This window comes from Paraburkholderia sp. HD33-4, from assembly GCF_021390635.1.
Taxonomy (GTDB): domain Bacteria; phylum Pseudomonadota; class Gammaproteobacteria; order Burkholderiales; family Burkholderiaceae; genus Paraburkholderia.
The window spans coordinates 109,316-125,504 of the sequence record NZ_JAJEJS010000004.1 but is presented as its reverse complement, the minus strand read 5'-3'; the positions used below and the strand labels follow the sequence as shown (position 1 = coordinate 125,504).

Annotated in this window: 11 protein-coding genes; 1 reads left to right on the top strand and 10 read right to left on the bottom strand. The window is 63.7% G+C overall.

Annotated features, from left to right (window positions below; all coding sequences use genetic code 11):
• Nucleotides 1-110: 110 nt before the first annotated feature.
• The 4 genes from L0U84_RS42500 to L0U84_RS42480 all read right to left on the bottom strand — a co-directional run bounded on the left by L0U84_RS42500 (nucleotide 111) and on the right by L0U84_RS42480 (nucleotide 5,655).
• Complete coding sequence (locus tag L0U84_RS42500; RefSeq protein ID WP_233860383.1) at nucleotides 111-815, bottom strand: OmpW/AlkL family protein; 705 nt, start codon at nucleotides 813-815, stop codon at nucleotides 111-113.
• Between the two features lie 739 nt (nucleotides 816-1,554).
• Nucleotides 1,555-3,567 carry an acyl-CoA synthetase gene (locus L0U84_RS42490; protein ID WP_233860101.1) on the bottom strand — a complete coding sequence of 671 codons (2,013 nt, stop codon included), beginning with the start codon at nucleotides 3,565-3,567 and terminating at the stop codon, nucleotides 1,555-1,557.
• Nucleotides 3,564-4,520 (bottom strand): fumarylacetoacetate hydrolase family protein, encoded by a 957-nt coding sequence (locus L0U84_RS42485; RefSeq protein ID WP_233860100.1) that lies wholly within the window; start codon nucleotides 4,518-4,520, stop codon nucleotides 3,564-3,566. Before L0U84_RS42485 ends, L0U84_RS42490 begins: the two co-directional genes overlap by 4 nt.
• A gap of 34 nt (nucleotides 4,521-4,554) precedes the next feature.
• Nucleotides 4,555-5,655, bottom strand: a complete 1,101-nt coding sequence (locus L0U84_RS42480; RefSeq protein ID WP_233860099.1) for a VOC family protein — start codon at nucleotides 5,653-5,655, stop codon at nucleotides 4,555-4,557.
• 126 nt (nucleotides 5,656-5,781) lie between these two features.
• Between L0U84_RS42480 and L0U84_RS42475 the strand changes: the two genes are divergently transcribed.
• Nucleotides 5,782-6,531, top strand: coding sequence for a TetR/AcrR family transcriptional regulator (locus L0U84_RS42475; protein ID WP_233860381.1), 750 nt, complete (start codon nucleotides 5,782-5,784; stop codon nucleotides 6,529-6,531).
• A gap of 66 nt (nucleotides 6,532-6,597) precedes the next feature.
• Here the strand turns inward: L0U84_RS42475 and L0U84_RS42470 are convergent, their stop codons facing one another.
• The 6 genes from L0U84_RS42470 to L0U84_RS42445 are packed head-to-tail and all read right to left on the bottom strand — an operon-like array spanning nucleotide 6,598 to nucleotide 16,138.
• Nucleotides 6,598-7,305 carry a PqiC family protein gene (locus L0U84_RS42470; protein WP_233860098.1) on the bottom strand — a complete coding sequence of 236 codons (708 nt, stop codon included), beginning with the start codon at nucleotides 7,303-7,305 and terminating at the stop codon, nucleotides 6,598-6,600.
• Nucleotides 7,306-7,346: 41 nt separating this feature from the next.
• Complete coding sequence (locus tag L0U84_RS42465; RefSeq protein ID WP_233860096.1) at nucleotides 7,347-8,942, bottom strand: PqiB family protein; 1,596 nt, start codon at nucleotides 8,940-8,942, stop codon at nucleotides 7,347-7,349.
• 51 nt (nucleotides 8,943-8,993) lie between these two features.
• Complete coding sequence (locus L0U84_RS42460) at nucleotides 8,994-10,352, bottom strand: paraquat-inducible protein A (protein ID WP_233860094.1); 1,359 nt, start codon at nucleotides 10,350-10,352, stop codon at nucleotides 8,994-8,996.
• 19 nt (nucleotides 10,353-10,371) lie between these two features.
• A complete protein-coding gene (locus L0U84_RS42455) occupies nucleotides 10,372-11,835 on the bottom strand; it encodes an efflux transporter outer membrane subunit (RefSeq protein ID WP_233860093.1) in 1,464 nt (487 codons plus the stop codon).
• Nucleotides 11,836-11,837: 2 nt separating this feature from the next.
• A complete protein-coding gene (locus L0U84_RS42450; RefSeq protein WP_233860092.1) occupies nucleotides 11,838-15,014 on the bottom strand; it encodes an efflux RND transporter permease subunit in 3,177 nt (1,058 codons plus the stop codon).
• Complete coding sequence (locus L0U84_RS42445) at nucleotides 15,011-16,138, bottom strand: efflux RND transporter periplasmic adaptor subunit (RefSeq protein WP_233860380.1); 1,128 nt, start codon at nucleotides 16,136-16,138, stop codon at nucleotides 15,011-15,013. Before L0U84_RS42445 ends, L0U84_RS42450 begins: the two co-directional genes overlap by 4 nt.
• Between the last annotated feature and the right edge of the window lie 51 nt (nucleotides 16,139-16,189).

The window sequence follows — 16,189 nt, the reverse complement described above, 5'->3', positions numbered from 1 at the left end:
ACCGGGGAACGCCGGACTCCATTGCAGAAGGATGGGCCACCATATGTCGTATCCCATGTCGTTGATGAGCATTCAAACCTCCCGGTTGGCGCGCCCGTGACTTGTGCACGCTAGAACGTATAGGCGACGTTCACGAAGACGTTAAGGGGATTAAGCCGAAGCGTCGACGTTGAAACGACCTGCGTTCCCGTTGCGGTCTGACCGTTTAACGTAAGGCGGGTCTTCACAGGTATGTAACCGATGGAGGTCCCGACCGACCAGTGTTTGGTAATTGCGTAATTTGCCCCGATCTCGAATACGGGGTTCCACGAAGAACTGAGTTCCGCGTGTGCCGAACCGCCTGGTCCGAGGCTGTCAGTAACAAACTGGCCATTGGAAATCCGGACCTGGGTGAACCACGTATAGTTCACGCCCAGACCGACGAATGGGCGGACTTTCGACTCGGCTGAAAACAGGTGGTATCGAAGTTCGACGGCGGGCGGCATCGGTTTTGTCGAGCCGAGGTTGCCATACTTCTGTAGTGTCCCGTCGCCAACCAGATTTACTTTGATCGGCAGACCAAATAGCATGGCGACACCGATGTTGTCCGTGACGTAGTACTCAGTGGTAATTCCCACCGTATCCGAAGAAGTCGGATGCGCCCCACTACCGGGTAGCTGCTGATTCACCGTTACGCCGCCAATGCTTTGCACGGTTAGAGGCGATGCGTCGCCCTGTGGCGCAATGTGAAGCCATCCCGTCGACAGTGTGACACTTCCGGCCGATTGCGCATTGGCATAGTCGGTAAGCGCGGCCGAGCAGATACAAGCCGCCATTCCGGCGGTGCTGATTATTCGCCTGTAATTCTTCACGTGTCGTCTCCTGTCTCGGTGTCTGGAAATTTTTATGAACCGGGGTGCATGCCGTGAAACCAATCCGCACTCCGGCCCGGAGGGTTGTGTCGTTCTCCATAGTTCTTCGTCCGGCTATGAAGATCAACGGTGCGATCTGTTACGTAGTCATACTAAATAAGTAAATGACTGTACCGATATTTCGACCACGTTTATCTCGTTTCGAACTCGTTTTGTAAAAACGCTTTCGAGTGATTTTTGGGGTTCCGTCTACACCGTACCCGCTGGTGGCGAGATCTAAGGCGTCCAGTTACCTCTACTCTCTCCGTTCCGTACAGGTACTGATACAGCTTGCCCTCAATCGCCATGCCCGCTAGTAAGCGCGCATCGCAAGGCGCTCAGCCTCGGGCGGGAACACACACCACGCACCGTCGCGGTGCCGGAAGAAAAATAGTCCAACCGGGCCTGTCGGTAGCATCAGTTCGATACGCACATGGTGTTTCCGATTCGAGCCCGCATGACCGAATCGCGTAACCCGAACCGGCGCCGCAGAAGTTGGACCGAGCCATTTTTCAACAAGCGAACGCAAGGATCTTTCCGAGGTAGTACGCATTCTCTTTCCCATCAAAATCGTTTTGAGCTCTTGACTCATGCCACCGGCGTCTCGGGTACGGTACCGGCCCCTTGCACGTGACTCACGTTCCCGCCAACGTCTTTGCTCCTGTTACCTTGGCCTGCCAGGCACCCCGATCGCTTCCTGACTGTCAGGATTGTTCGGTGGCTTCGCGGCAGCCGAGACCGAAAATGCGAACGGAAAGCGTCCGAGCGCGGAAGTCGCCAATGCTTCCAGCGCAGGGTCCGGAAGGTCGACGTGCAGTGAAATCCCGCGCGAGCTGTCTTCAATGATGCTAACGGTTGCATCCCCGACGCCGGCCGCGACGAGTGCCGTCTTAAGCGCGTCTTCCGTTTCGCGCCGTCTCAGCGCCGGCTTGAATATCTTGCCGACGCCCGTCAGTGGCATCGCATCCACGATCCGTATTCCCTTTGGACACGCGGCACGCTCGTTGATCTCGTGACGCAGGAACTCCACGAGTTCCGCTTCGGTTGCGGTGGTGCCTGGTTTTAGCTGGACATAGGCGACCGGCAATTCACCCGCGTGCATATCGGGGCGACCCACGGCTGCGGCAATCTGGACTGCGGGATGGCGGTGAAGGGGTTCCTCGATTGCCGCAGGGTCGATGTTGTGTCCGCCACGGATAATCAGCTCCTTCTTCCGGCCGGTGAGCCAGAAATAACCGTCGGCGTCGCAACGGCCGATGTCTCCGGTATTGAGCCAGCGGCCGCCGTCACCCAGTTCCATCCAGATCCCGTGATTCTGTTCCGGCCTCGCATAGCCGCTGAACACGTTGGGACCGGAAATCACCAGCTGGCCCGGTTCGTTCACAGCGCAGTCACGCACGTACCGTCCGGTTTCGTCGACGACCACGGCCTTCATCGCCTGACCGGGCAGAGGCAGGCCGATGGAACCGGGCCGCCGTTCGCCAAGCGGCGGATTGGCGCTGCTGATGCAGGTGCCTTCCGTGAGGCCGTAGCCCTCGAGAATCCTGATTCCGGTGCGAGCCTGAAAAGCACGCAGCAACTCCGCGGGCATCGGCGCGGCGCCGCAAAGCGCATATTCGAGCGAGCTGACGTCGCAGCCACCGATCGGCACGTCCAGTAGCGACCCGTAAAGCGTCGGCACGCCGCTGAAGAAATTGACACGATAGCGTTCCACGATCTGCCAGAAGCGCGCGACAACGCGCTCTGCGCGATATCCCTGCGGCGTACCGAGCACGACATGGGCGCCGCGCGAAAACGGCAGCAGTCCCGTCACCATCGCTGCATTGACGTGAAAAAGCGGCAATCCGCAAAACATCGTCTTCCCGGGTCCCACGCTGTCGCCGAAAAACTGGCCCGCGCTCCATGCATTTGCCACCTCGTTGCCGTGCCGGCGCATGGCGATCTTCGGCAGACCGGTCGTGCCGCCTGTGCAAAAGAAGGAGGACACGTCGTCGGCTTTCATCTGGTACCTGGCGGTGAGCGAGGTGCTGGATTCGTATGCGATTGCCGGGTTGAAGTCGTGGACGACGAGGCGCGCTGGAATGTCGCGTGGCACGTCACCGCCATCGAGCGGCCTCGGGCATTCGACGCGTTGACGGTTCAAAGCCGTCGCTCGCCGTTCCCCCGTCACATGTTCGGCGAGATCGACGAGCACGACGTGTTTGAGCGACGGAATGTCGTCGAGGATCGAATGGACTTTTTGCCAGAGGTCTGTGCCCGGAAATGGCGCGAGCGTAACAAGCACGGTTGCACCTGACGCGTTGAGCAGCTCGCCGATCGCCGCGGCTTCGAGCAGCGGGTTGATTGCGCAGACAATTCCGACGGCCTCTGCACCCCAGATCACAAAATGTGTTTCTGGCAGATTGGGCAGCACGTACGCGACGACAGAGCCGCGCTGCACACCGAGCCGCGAAAACATGTTCGCGGTGCGGGTGATGTCGCGCAGCAGCTCGGCATATGTCCAGCACTCGGGATTCGCGTAGTAGTCGTCGACTGTCGCGAAGAACGATAGAGCGGGCGCCGATGGATCGATGGCCGCGCCCCGGCAGATCATCTCGTACGTGTTCGTGGGGAGATCCGCGGGTTGTCCGTGCGCTTCCATAGCACGGACGTCCTGGATGTTCGCGACGCCTTTCATGGTGCCTCTGCGACTACGCGGTTCTGCTGCACGCCCAGATTGATCGAGCGGTCGTAGCTGATGATGCTCGCCTCCACGACGTCCCCCACCTGCAGATACTGCGTTCGTTCGGCCTGCAGATTCAGGAAGAGACGCCACTTTTCCGCTTCAGGCAACTGAGCGGCGGCGCGCTGCTTGTCGGGTGACGGAATGATTAACGCGCAACCGGACGGCGTGCCGGTCGCGAGCAGGTCGCCTGTGTGCAGGTCCTGTACGCCTGAGAGCTCGGTCAGCGTCTCCGCGGGACCATAGACGAGGGCCGCCGTGGTGTCGTTCTGCCGGACGGTTCCATTGACCGTCAGCGTCAGTACGAGCTCGCCCAGCTTCGCAATTTCTTCCTTCTGCAGCAGACACAGATACGGGCCGACAGGGCCGAACGTCCGATAACTCTTGCCCTTGTAGAACTGCATCTGCGGAATCTGTATGTCGCGCGCCGAGTAATCATTCACGATCACCGCGCCCGCGACAAATTCGTGGAGATTCTCGTCCGTCACCGTTACGCGGGAGGTGATGTCCCGTCTGAGGACAAGACCGAGTTCGATTTCGTAATCGAGTAATCGCACCTGCTCCGGCTTCACGAGCGGCGAGTCGGCCGCAACGATGCAACTCGTCGCCTTCGTGAAGATCATGTTGAACTTCTTCGCATCCGGGTCCATGCCGGATTCGATCATATGCTGGCGATAGTTCGCTCCCTGGCAGATGAACTGCTGATTCGCGGTCACCGGCGACAGCCATTGCACCTGCGACTCGGGAATCGTCGGGCCGTCCAGCAACAGCAGCCGTTCGACCGGGTTCGCCTCGATGAATGCGGCGGTCGATCTGAACTCGCCAGGTATCGGCGTGATTGCGCCATGGGCAACAACGCCCCACTGGGCGCGACCATCATGCAGGTAATGCAGAACGTGAACTGGCATTTCTAATCTCCGGATTCGATGAACATGTGTCGCTTCAGGCGAAAATTCGGGCGAGTGTCCTCAGCTTGGCCAGCGTGAGGTCGGGGCTGCGGCGCAGGTTGCGAACCAGTCCGGCGATGCTCACAGGCGTCAATTTCGGCTTCGTGAAGCTGCGCGGCATCGTCGGTCCCCACTGCGCCATCGCGTCGCGGCTCACCGCATGGATTCCGGTCGGCGCGTCCGCAGTGAACAGGTCGCCGTCGCAGTAGTGTTCGTGCTTGTCGCCCCACGGGTCCAGCCAGTAGTCGAAGATCTGACTGCCGAGGATATGCCGGCCGATCCCCCAGGCGTGGGTCCAGCCGCTGTCGCGGAGAATGCGCTGCCCCATGCCGACCGCGTCTGCGTCGATGAGCTCATAAGCGCTGTGGCTGTATTTCGCGACAAATCCCTGAGCGAGCGCAAGCGTGTGATGGTCGGCGGGCTCGCCACCCAGATCGAGGCGCATGAAGGCGACAGCGGGAGAGCCGTCGGGAAGCACCTGTACGTCGCTCGGAATGAAGCCGAAGTGCTGCGTGTACCACGCGCAGGTTTTCTGATAGTCGGCGAGTTCGAGCACCACGTGCCCGAGTCGGACGATCTCCGGCGCGTGGCCGGGCGGTCGCTGGGTCCCGTTGACGCGGACCGTGGCATCGACGGAGTTGAAGGGCAACGGCAGCCGGTGAGGCAAGCTCGACGCCGGCGTCTGGCCCCAGAGCGCATCGACACGAAAACCTGAAGGATCGGTCAGCCTCACCACGAAGCCGCCGCCCGGCAACGACGAACGCTCGACCCCCGCCGCGCCCGGCAGTTTTTGCAGCGCGACCAGCTCGAGCCAGCTGCCGACCTGCAAGCCGAACCCCACGAACCGCGATTTCGGCGCCTTGCGAACGACATAGCAAAAGTGCGAAGCGCCCGTGCCGCGCAAAAGTAATGAAGCTTCATCACGCAAGACCGTCTGCAGCCCGAAGTCGTTGAGAAAACGTTCGGCTTTTCCGAGGTCGGGCCGATCGAACATCAGATAGGCCAATGCCGTCGCTTTCGCCGTCGGATTGGGATGACGCGCCGGCTGTTCAGTCGACAATTCCGGTGCGGCACCGTTTTCGGTGGTCGTCTCCATAGTCTCTCCATCTGTTTCGTTAGACCGGCGTCCGGCGCCGTTAATGACATTAAACTCATCGCTGATCGTTTTGTCAATATAGAGATTCCAATCTATACTGTGTAAAACACCACATGTGAATCGATGATGACGACCACAATCAATCGCCGGCCCCCAAAAAACTCGCCACCCGCGGCGCCCTCGCCGGCCCCCGTCGCCGACGAACGGGAGCCGCGCGGTGCGCGCCGCAAACGTGAAACCCGCGTCCGTCTGCTCGATGCCGCGCTGAGGCTGATGGCCGAGAGGGGCATGGAAGGCGTCGCGATCAACGAAATCACCGAGGCCGCCGATGTCGGCTTCGGCTCCTTCTACAATCACTTCGAGTCGAAGGAGGCGATCTATTCGACGCTCGTCGACAATGTGTTCGAGGAATTCGCGGACATGCTCGATCGCCTCGCGGGCGGCATTTCGGACCCCGCGGAGGTCGTGGCGGTGTCGGTTCGTCACACCATCCTGCGTGCGCGGCATGACCCGGTCTGGGGACGATTCCTGATTCGCGAAGGTTTCTCCGCGGGCACGTTGAGTCGCGGGCTAGGTCAGCGGCTGCTGCGCGACATCGGTAACGGTATCGACGCAAAGCGATTCGTCGTCGCCGACCCTTTGATTGGATTTCTGGCGGTGGGCGGCACGGTACTGTCGGCGATCGCGGCCGAACTGAACTACGTCGCGCCGGGCGCAGCTGCAGCGGGCCTCCTCGAAGAACTCGGCTTCGACGGCGGGCACCTTCCTGAGCGTACGGCGGCCATGTTGCTGCAGACACTTGGGCTCAAGCGCGCGGAAGCGGAAAAGGTCGCGGCGCGTCCGCTGCCCACCGTCGAGGAAACAGTGGACGAATAGTGACGACAAGCGGGTGCGCGCCGCGTCCGGCGCACATGGGCGCCGAACCGCGACCCGCATCGACCGTCACTCGACGACGTCCGGCAAAGCTTCGCTCGGCGCCTGCCGGGCAACGAACCCGGCGTCCGTTGATCGGGCGACATCGGGACAGGACAACGCGCCCGGTGCGCTGCTGCGCGACGCGCGCGCAGCGCTGAACGGGGCGTCCGCCGGGTTCGCGGCGAGAGCCCGGACCGCCTGGGCGATCTGGGCGGCGATGATGGCGATCGCGCGCCGGTGCCCGTCGACGATCGCCTGATAGCCGTCCGACACAGGTTCGCTTAACACGCTGTGGCAGGTTAGTGCACCGCCGCCATCTGACTTGCGCACGCTCCACACAACGTCGATCAGCACATGGGAGCGAGGCCACGATTCGAAACGCTCGACCTCCGCGGCGATCTGATAGACGGGAATGTCCGTGCCCTTCGCCGACGCGCCGCGCCCGCCGGTGTCGGCCTGCCGGCTAACGCCGGCAATGAGCGCGGAGCGTATCTCGTCCGCAAGCGACGAAGCCCATCGGTCGTCCTCCAGCACTTTTACCTGCTCCGCGTCGACCTGCACGACAAGCTGACTTCTCGCGACGGCGGCAGGCACTTTCACAGGCCGCACGTCGATGCGCCAGGCAGCGGTTGCGCTACTGCTCGCGAACGTCGCCGGTGCATCGGTTGCGAGCGTATAGAAGCGCGCTGACGGCGAAGCGCACGCCGTCAGAAAGACAAGGCCCGCGACGGCCACTGTGCGCGGCAGCGCACGTAGCGGCAAGCGTGAGATCCGGATCATGGCTGGTCTCCTTTCTTGCCGAACAGCAGCGCTTGCGGATGGCGCTCGAGGTAATCAGCGAGTGCATTGAGCGACTGCAAGGTACGTGTCAATTCCTGCATCGCATCCTGAATGTCGGACTGCATCGGAGCGGCCTGGTGCAGCGTCGTCTCGGCGGTACTGAAGGTCTTCTGTGCGGCCGCCAGGGTGTCACGCGCTTGCGGCACGACCTCCGTGTCCATATGACCGAACAGCTTGTTGGCGTTTTCGAGCGCGCCGTTCAGGTTGGCGCCGATCTTGTCGAACGGAACCTGGTTCAGCTTTCGGGCGATGTCCGCGACCTGCACCTGCAGCTCGTCGAGCGTATTCGGCACGGTCGGCAGTTCGATCGGATTGCGGCTCACATCGACGCTCGCGCGAGGCGCTTTCGGGAACATATCCAGCGCGAGATAAAGCTGGCCGGTCAGCAGGCTGCCAGTGCGCAACTGTCCGCGCAGCCCCTCCGTTACGAGATGCTGAAGCAACTCGTGACCGCCCGGCGTGTTGGGGTCGGGCAGCGCGTCGCTGGTGCGTCGGCTCAGGCGGTCGGGATAAAGCGCCATCGACACTTTCATGCTGAAGCTCTTCTGCGTTTCGCTGTATTCGATACCGATGCCGGTCACCTGCCCCAGCACGATCCCGCGAAGGTCCACCGGCGCGCCGACGGACAATCCCCTGAGCGACTGGTCGAATCGCATCACCACATTGAGAGGCTGGCCGTCAGGCTCGCGCATCGCGTCCTGCTCGTCGGCCGCGAGCCGGAACCCGGCCTTGTCGGCCGCCGGCGGTCCGCCGTCCTGACCGACAGGTGTCTGAAACGCCAGCCCGCCGACCACGACGGTCGCGAGAGACTGCGTATTGAGCTTCAGACCGTTCGAATCGAGACGCAGATCGACGCCGCTTGCATGCCACCATCGCGTATGGGTCCCGACATACTGATCGAACGGAGCATTGACGAACACATTGACGATCACGCCGTCGCCGTGAGGGTCGAGCGAAAAGCCGACCACCTGCCCTGCCTGGATACGATGGTAGAAAACCGGGGCGCCGATATCGATCGAGCCGAGCGATTCGCCGCGCAGCGTGTACTGATGTCCCCGTTGCCCCGTCGTGACAATGGGCGGGTTTTCCAGTCCGACAAAGTCGCTTTGCGTGCCGGTCGAGCGCCCGATATCCGCGCCGATGTAGGCGCCTGATAGCAAGGTACCGAGGCCCGAAATCCCGTTTGCTCCGACACGCGGACGCACGACCCAGTACCGTGTGCCTTGCGTCGCGAACTTCGCGGCGTCCTTGCCGAGCTGGATGCTCACGATCACTCGTCGCAGATCCTTCGACAGCGTGATGGCTTGCACCGAGCCGATGTCCACGTCCTTGTACCTGACCTTGGTCTTGCCCGCCTCCATGCCTTCCGCGTTATCGAAGGTGACGGTGATGACGGGCCCTTTTTCGGCGACCGATTTCGCCACGAGCGCAATGCCGATCAATGCGCAGATCAGCGGTACTAACCATATCAGGGAGGGCAGTCGGCGTTTATGCGGCCGAAGTTCGGGGCTGGGCAGATTGGGAAGATGCATCGTTCGGGAGCTGTTTCAGAGAGTCCGGTTTGTTGAGAGGCAGCGCTGAGATCAACGCGCGTTTCGTCGATTGGTCGGCGCGCGCCGCTTGCCCGCATCGCCGTTGTCCCAGATGAGCCGTGGATCGAACTGATGCGACGCGAGCATCGTGAGAATCACCACCGCCGCAAAAGCGAGCGCGGCCGGTCCCGCCGTGATGACCGCAAAAGAGCCGAAATGCACCAGTGTGACCGTCAGTGCGACGACGAACACATCGAGCATCGACCAGCGGCCGATACGCTCGACCAGGCGATAGAGCGCGGTGCATTCGCGAGGCCGCCAGGCCGGCTCGCGACGGGCCGACAGCGTGAGAAGCGTGAGAACTGCCAGCTTGAGTATCGGTACGAGAACGCTCGCGACAAACACCACGACGGCGAGCGGCCAGTCGCCCGAGGTCCAGAAGTACGCGACGCCGCCCAGGATCGTGTCGTCCTCGGAGCGGCCGAGCGACGACGCATGCATGATCGGCAGCAGATTGGCCGGGATGTAGGCGAACACGGCGGCGAGCAGCAGACTGGTGGTTCGCGTCAGGCTGTCCGGACGGCGTTGGTGCAGGGGGTGCCCGCATCGCCAGCAGCGCTGGTGCGTCCGGCCTTCCGCGTGCGCCTGAACCAGACCGCAAGCATGGCAGCAGACCAGTCCAGCGTGCCGTGCGGTCGGGGCCGACGAACTCGTCCATTCGCGCGCTGGCTGCGGCCGCATCAAGCGCTCACGTCGGTCTCCGACCCTGGACCAGCGGATGCCCGTCGTCCGGTCAGACGTGAGCCGCTCATGGACCGCCCACAGCCGGCCGGGATCGAATGAGGCAACGACGGCCAGCATCCCGGTCAACCCGGCCAGTGCAAACAGGCCTGGCCCCGCGATCACGTCGGCGATGCTGACCATCTTCACGATCGTCACGAGCACGCCGAGCATGAATACCTCGACCATGCACCACGGACGCACCAGTTGCACGACGCGCATCGCCCGGTTGAAACGGGGCGGCAGCCTGCCGATGCGAAGCGGCACCAGCAGATACAGGAAGGCACTCACCTCGATCAGCGGAAAGAGTATCGATGCACAGAACACCATCGCCGCGACCGCGCGCATATTGCCTGACCAGAGCGAGCGCACGGCGCCGATGAGCGTCGCTTCGGAGGTCATGCCGTTGGCATGCAGCTCGATCACCGGGAACGCCTGCGCGATGCAGAACGTAATCAACGCCGCGAGCGTCACGGCGCAGATGCGGTCGAGGGAACCACCGCCAGCACCCGCCAATGCGGTCAGCTTCGCTGCGCATCGCGTGCAGCGTGCCGCGCGCGCTCCGACGACCGCAGGCTTGCGAAACAGCAGATCGCATTCGTGGCAGGCAATCAGTCTGCGATAGTCCATGCTCGTCATACGCGCGCGATCATTGCGTCGACGCTGCCGTCTGCTGGGCCAGGGGCAGCTCCCCCATCGCCTGGAACAACGCCGCGGTGTCACTCATGCGCTGACCCGCCGCGCGTACGGCGCCGAGCTCAGCGTTGAGATAGCGCGACTCGCTGGCGTGAGCCGCCGTCGACGGCAGCGAACCCAGGCGATGGCGCGATGCGGCATCGTCGAACCCGGCGTGCGCAGCGTCCGCGGCCATGGCCGCCGACGCGAGCGTTTGCGCATCGTTATCCAGCGCGGCCAGCGAGTTCGCGACATCCTGGAACGCGGAGAGCACGGTCGCCTTGTAGTGCAGCACGGCGGCGTCGTACGCATCGATCGACGCGCGACGCTGCGCGAACAGCGCACCGCCATGGAAGATCGGCTGCGACAGCCCGGCGCCGAGCGCCCACAGGCCGCCCGCGCCGGAGAATACCGTCGGCCAGCTGAAGCCGCCGCGGCCCATCGAGGCGGTGAGCGACAGGCTCGGGAAAAGCTGCGCCGTCGCGGCGCCCACGTCGGCAGCGGCGGCCTTGACGGCGGCGTCCGCTGCCTGAATGTCCGGGCGCGAACGCAACAGGTCCGACGGCACCGCAACAGGCACGTGCGCGGGCAGCGTGAGACTGTCGAGATCCGGCACGCCCGGCGCGTTATCAGGCGTGCGGCCGATCAGCACCGCCAGCGCATGGACCGCGCACGTGCGTTGCTGCCGCAGTGCAGGCAGCGTCGCCGCGATCGAGGCCGCGTCCTGTTTCGATTCAAGCATCTGGGCGCGCGACACCGAACCGAGCGCGAACCGCTGCTCATCCTCGCCCGCGACAGCGTTGGACACTTCGACGAGCCGCCCGGTAAGGGCGATCTGCCGGTCGAGAGCCGCGACATTGATCACGCTCGCAACGATGTTGGCGGCAAGCGCGCGACGCGACGCCTCCAGTTCGAATGCCTGCACGTGCACGCGCGCGGCGCTTGCCGAGTTCATGTAACGCGTCTCGCCGAACAGGTCGAACGTGTAATGCGTGAATATCTGGCCGGCGAAGAAGTTGTATTGCACCTGCTGCGGTCCGAGCCCCGGCACGACCGCAGTGCGGGCGCGCTCGACCTGCACGCTGCCATCGATTGACGGCAGCGTCGAAGCGTCGACCTGCGCACGCAGCTGCTCCTGCGCGGCCGCGAGCGTGCGCTGGGTTGCCGCGAGGGTCGGGCTGTTGCGCAGGCCCTCGTCGACGAGCTCATCGAGCGTGTCGGATCGGTACAGGCGCCACCATTGGGCCGCCCCCGTTGCGCCGACATCGAATGTCTGCGCAACGCCAGCGGCCGTCACGGTATTGGACGGCTGCGCCTGTGCACCGTAATGTTGCGGCGACGGCATCGCCGGCGGTTCACCGCCCGGGCCGAACGAGCACGCCGTGACGGTCAGCGCGGCAGCCAACGCCAGCACGGAAGTCCTGAATGGAACGTTCATGATCACACCTCCGTAGGCTCGGCGACGAGCGCTTGCGTCGTCCCGGACTCGTCACGCCGGACCCTGAAGCAGGTCGCGTAGAGCGCCGGCAGAAAGAACACCGTCAACAGCGTGGCGACGGTGATGCCGCCCATCAGCGCGGTCGCCATCGGGCCGAAAAAGCCCGAGCGAAGCAGCGGTATCAGTGCGAGCACGGCGGCGGCGGCCGTCAGCATGATCGGCCTGAAACGCCGCACCGTCGCGCCGATGATCGCGTCGAAGCGAGGGTGCCCCGCCGCGATGTCCTGATCGATCTGGTCGACGAGAATCACGGAGTTGCGCATGATGATGCCGAACATCGCGATCACGCCCAGCAACGCGACGAAGCCGAACGGCTTGCCGAACAGCAGCAGCGCGCTCACCACGCCGATCAGGCCCAGCGGCGCGGTCAGCACGACGATGAAGGTGCGCGCGAAGTTCTTCAGCTGGATCATCAGCAGCATCAGTACCGCGATGACCATCAGCGGCATTTCCGCGTTGATCGATGTCTGGCCTTTCACGCTCTCTTCGACCGCGCCGCCCACGTCGATCCGATAGCCGACTGGCAGCCCGGCGCGCTCCGCGGTGAGCGCACGGTCGATGTCGCGCGTGACGTCGATGCCCTGTGCGTCGCCGCGCACGTCCGCCTGCACCGTGATCGTCGGCTGCCGGTCACGTTCCCAGATCACGCCATACTCCAGGGTGTCGCGCACGTGTCCGAGCGCACCAAGCGGCACCGGGCCGTTCGGCGTCGGCACCGCAAGGCTCGTGAGCTTCGCGGGATCGACGCGCTCGCTCTTCGGCGCGCGCAGGTCGACGTTGATCAGCTTGTCGCGCTCGCGATACTGCGTGACGGTGAAGCCGGACAGCGTCATTGCGAGGAAACTGGACACGTCCTCCGACGTGACACCAAGCTGCCGCGCGCGGTTCTGGTCGATTTCGAACGAGAGCGAACGTTCAGCGGGCTCGTCCCAGTCGAACTGGACGTTGCGCGTGCGCGCGTCGGCGCGGGTCTTTTCGGCGACCTTCTCCGCGATCGAGCGCACGGTCGCGATATCGTCGCCGCTGACCCGAAACTTGATCGGGAAGCCGACCGGCGGTCCGTTCTCGAGACGTGCGACGCGCGTGCGGACCCCGGAGAAATCCTTCTCCAGTTTCGCGTCGAGCCACTGCATCAACTCTTCGCGTGTCTCGACGTCTTTCGCGGTAATCACGAACTGCGCGAAGTTCGGCTGCTGAAGCTGCTGGTCGAGCGGCAGGTAGAAGCGCGGCGCGCCGGTGCCCACGAAGTCGACGAAATGCGCGATTTCCGGCTTGCCATCCAGCACCTTTTCGAGGCGCTTCGCTTCACGCAGCGTCGCTTCGAACGATGCGCCCTCCGGCAACCTCAGATCGACCAGCAGTTCCGGCCGTTCGGAGTTCGGGAAGAACTGCTGTGGCACGCGCGTGAATGCCGCCATCGCGATCGCGAACAGCACGACCGTGATGCCGAGCACGGCCCAGCGGCGGTCGATACACCCGCTGACCCAGCCCGACAGACGCCGGTAGAAGCCGGTGTTGTACACATCGTGCTCGTGGCCGTGTTCACCGCTCGCGTGGCGTTTGTGCTCGGGCAGCAGGTGAAAGCCCAGCAACGGCACCAGTACGACCGCGGCGAACCACGAAACGATCAGCGCGATGGCTGACACTTCGAAGATCGAACGCGTGTACTCACCAGTGCTCGATTTGGCCAGCGCGATCGGCAGAAAGCCCGAAACCGTCACCAGCGTACCGGTCAGCATTGGAAAAGCCGTGCTCGAATAGGCGAAGGCCGCCGCGCGCATGCGGCTCCAGCCCTGTTCGAGCTTCACCGCCATCATCTCGACGGCGATGATCGCGTCGTCGACCAGCAGCCCCAGCGCAAGCACCAGCGTGCCGAGCGATACCTTGTCCAGGCCGATACCGAACACATGCATGCACAGCGCCGTCACCGCGAGCACGATCGGAATGGTGATCACCACCACCATCCCGGTACGCAGGCCGAGCGAGATGAGACTCACGACCAGCACGATGGCCACCGCTTCGCCGACCGCCTCCACGAAGTCATCGACCGAATGCTTCACCGCGTGCGGCATGCTCGACACGCCCACGAGCTTCAGACCAGCCGGCAGCGACGCCTGAAGTTCTGCCGTCTTTGCGTCGAGCGCCTTGCCGAGGTCGATCACGTCGCCACCCTTTTGCATTGTCACGCCGATGCCGAGCACCGCGCCGCCGCCCACGCGCATCTGCGTGACCGGCGGATCGTCATAGCCGCGCCTGATCGTCGCAATGTCGCCGAGGCGAAACGAGCGCTTGTTCACGGTGATCAGCACGTCGGCGAGCGCCTGTTCGTCCTTGAATGCGCCGCTTGGCCGCACGAACACGCGGTCGTCCGCGGTCGTGATGGTACCGACAGGCGCAACGGCGTTCTGCGCGTCGATCGCCTGAGCGAGTTGCTGCGGCGTGATCGCCAGCCGCGTCAGCTGCGTGTTCGAAATCTCCACGAAGATGTGCTGATCGGGATCGCCGAAGTAGTCGACCTTCGCGACACCGGGCACCCGCAACAGCACGGAGCGCAGCCTGTCCGCGTAATCGTGCAGCTGCGCGGGCGAGAAGCCGTCGCCTTCAAGCGCGTAGATGTCCGTATAGACGTCGCCGAACTCGTCGTTGAAGAACGGCCCGGCCGTTCCCCTGGGAAGCGTCGCCTGGATGTCGCCGACCTTCTTGCGCACCTGGTACCAGGTCTCGGGCACCTCCTTGACCGGCGCCGAGTCCTTCATGGCGAAGAAGATCATCGACTCGCCGGGCCGCGAGTAGCTCTTGACGTTGTCGACATACGGCGCTGCCTGCAACTGGCGGCCGATCCGGTCGGTGATCTGCTCCTGCACTTCGCGGGCCGTTGCGCCCGGCCAGTAGGTCTTGATGACCATTGTGCGGAACGTGAAAGGCGGATCTTCCGATTGCGCAAGGTGGGTGTAGCCGAACACGCCGAACAGCGTGGCGAGCCCGATCAGGAAGATCACCAGTTGCTGGTGCCGCAACGCCCACGCGGAAAGATTGAAACCGGTTCCTTCAGCACCCGAGCCGTCGCCTGTTTTCACGCGCGCGTCGTCGCGCGCGTTTTCATGGTCGCGCGCGTTCATGACGGAAAGTCCTCCGGATGCAGCGGAGGCACAACCTGGACGTGCTCGCCGGCGCTGACTGCATGCACGCCTTGCAGCACGACCCGGTCGCCATCGTGCAGGCCCGAGCTGACCAGCACCGTGCGTTCGTCGTATCGCCCGATGGTGACCGGACGCAGTTCGAGGGTGTCGCTACCGGTGCGCGCCACCCATACCGCAGGTTGCTCGCCGCGGTGAAAGAGCGCCGTCACGGGCAGCGTATAGGGCTGTGCAGTGCCGGCGTTGCCAGCGGCATCGAACGTCACGTTCGCGCTCATGCCGAGACGCACCTCCGGGCCTGGCGAAGTTAGCGTCAGCTTGACGCGCCAGGTGCGGCTTTCCGGATCGGCGGCGGCGGACACCTCACGCACCGATGCATCAAAGGTCTTGCCGGGCAGCGCGGGCAGCGTGACGTGCGCCTTGTTGCCGACTGCCAGCGCATTCACCGTTGCTTCGGGCGCGTCGCAAGCGATATCGATGTCGCCCGTCCAGTCCAGGTGATACACCGCTTGAGTTGCCTGCACGTTCTGGCCGGAATCGGCGTCTTCCGACTTAATCACGCCGTCGTGATCGGCCACCAGCGTCGCATAGCGCAGGTGATCCGTCGCAAGTGCCATCTGCGCGAGAGCGGAAGTGCGCTGCGCGAGCGCGGAAGCGTAGGCGTCCTGGGTCTGCTCCAGCTGTGCGGTCGATATCAGGTTCGCGCGTGCCTGCGCCTCGTCCCGATCGAGCTGCTGCTTCGCGAAGACGAGGCGATGTTCGGCCGCATCAAGCTGGGCGCGCGCGTTGACGAGGTTGTTTTGCAGATCGGTCGGATCGAGCAGCGCGACCGTCTGCCCTGCTTTTACCGTGTCGCCGATCCGCACCCGCCGCTCGATGATTTTGCCTCCCACGCGGAACGAAAGAGGCGTGGCGTAGCGCGCCTGGACCTGCGCCGGCAACGAGTCACCCGCGATACGCCCGTCCGCGTGAACGGCACGCGCGACTACGGGTCTGGCCTCCGGCACGGCGGCTTTGTCGTGGTGACATCCGCAAAGAAGGATTGCGGTGCACGCCGCGATGACGGCGGGTGCCCGGTGTATCGACCGGGCGCAGGAAAGCAACAGGGAGCACGCCCGTATCGGTGCGTCAGGACCGGAGTGTTTCACGATGTTCAC

What these genes read in the sequence shown, in the direction of transcription:
- L0U84_RS42460 (WP_233860094.1), bottom strand. Translation starts at nt 10,352, where the DNA reads ATGGACTATCGCAGACTGATTGCCTGCCACGAATGCGATCTGCTGTTT.
- L0U84_RS42485 (WP_233860100.1), bottom strand. Translation starts at nt 4,520, where the DNA reads ATGCCAGTTCACGTTCTGCATTACCTGCATGATGGTCGCGCCCAGTGG.
- L0U84_RS42450 (WP_233860092.1), bottom strand. Translation starts at nt 15,014, where the DNA reads ATGAACGCGCGCGACCATGAAAACGCGCGCGACGACGCGCGCGTGAAA.
- L0U84_RS42480 (WP_233860099.1), bottom strand. Translation starts at nt 5,655, where the DNA reads ATGGAGACGACCACCGAAAACGGTGCCGCACCGGAATTGTCGACTGAA.
- L0U84_RS42490 (WP_233860101.1), bottom strand. Translation starts at nt 3,567, where the DNA reads ATGAAAGGCGTCGCGAACATCCAGGACGTCCGTGCTATGGAAGCGCAC.
- L0U84_RS42455 (WP_233860093.1), bottom strand. Translation starts at nt 11,835, where the DNA reads ATGAACGTTCCATTCAGGACTTCCGTGCTGGCGTTGGCTGCCGCGCTG.
- L0U84_RS42475 (WP_233860381.1), top strand. Translation starts at nt 5,782, where the DNA reads ATGACGACCACAATCAATCGCCGGCCCCCAAAAAACTCGCCACCCGCG.
- L0U84_RS42500 (WP_233860383.1), bottom strand. Translation starts at nt 815, where the DNA reads ATGGCGGCTTGTATCTGCTCGGCCGCGCTTACCGACTATGCCAATGCG.
- L0U84_RS42465 (WP_233860096.1), bottom strand. Translation starts at nt 8,942, where the DNA reads ATGCATCTTCCCAATCTGCCCAGCCCCGAACTTCGGCCGCATAAACGC.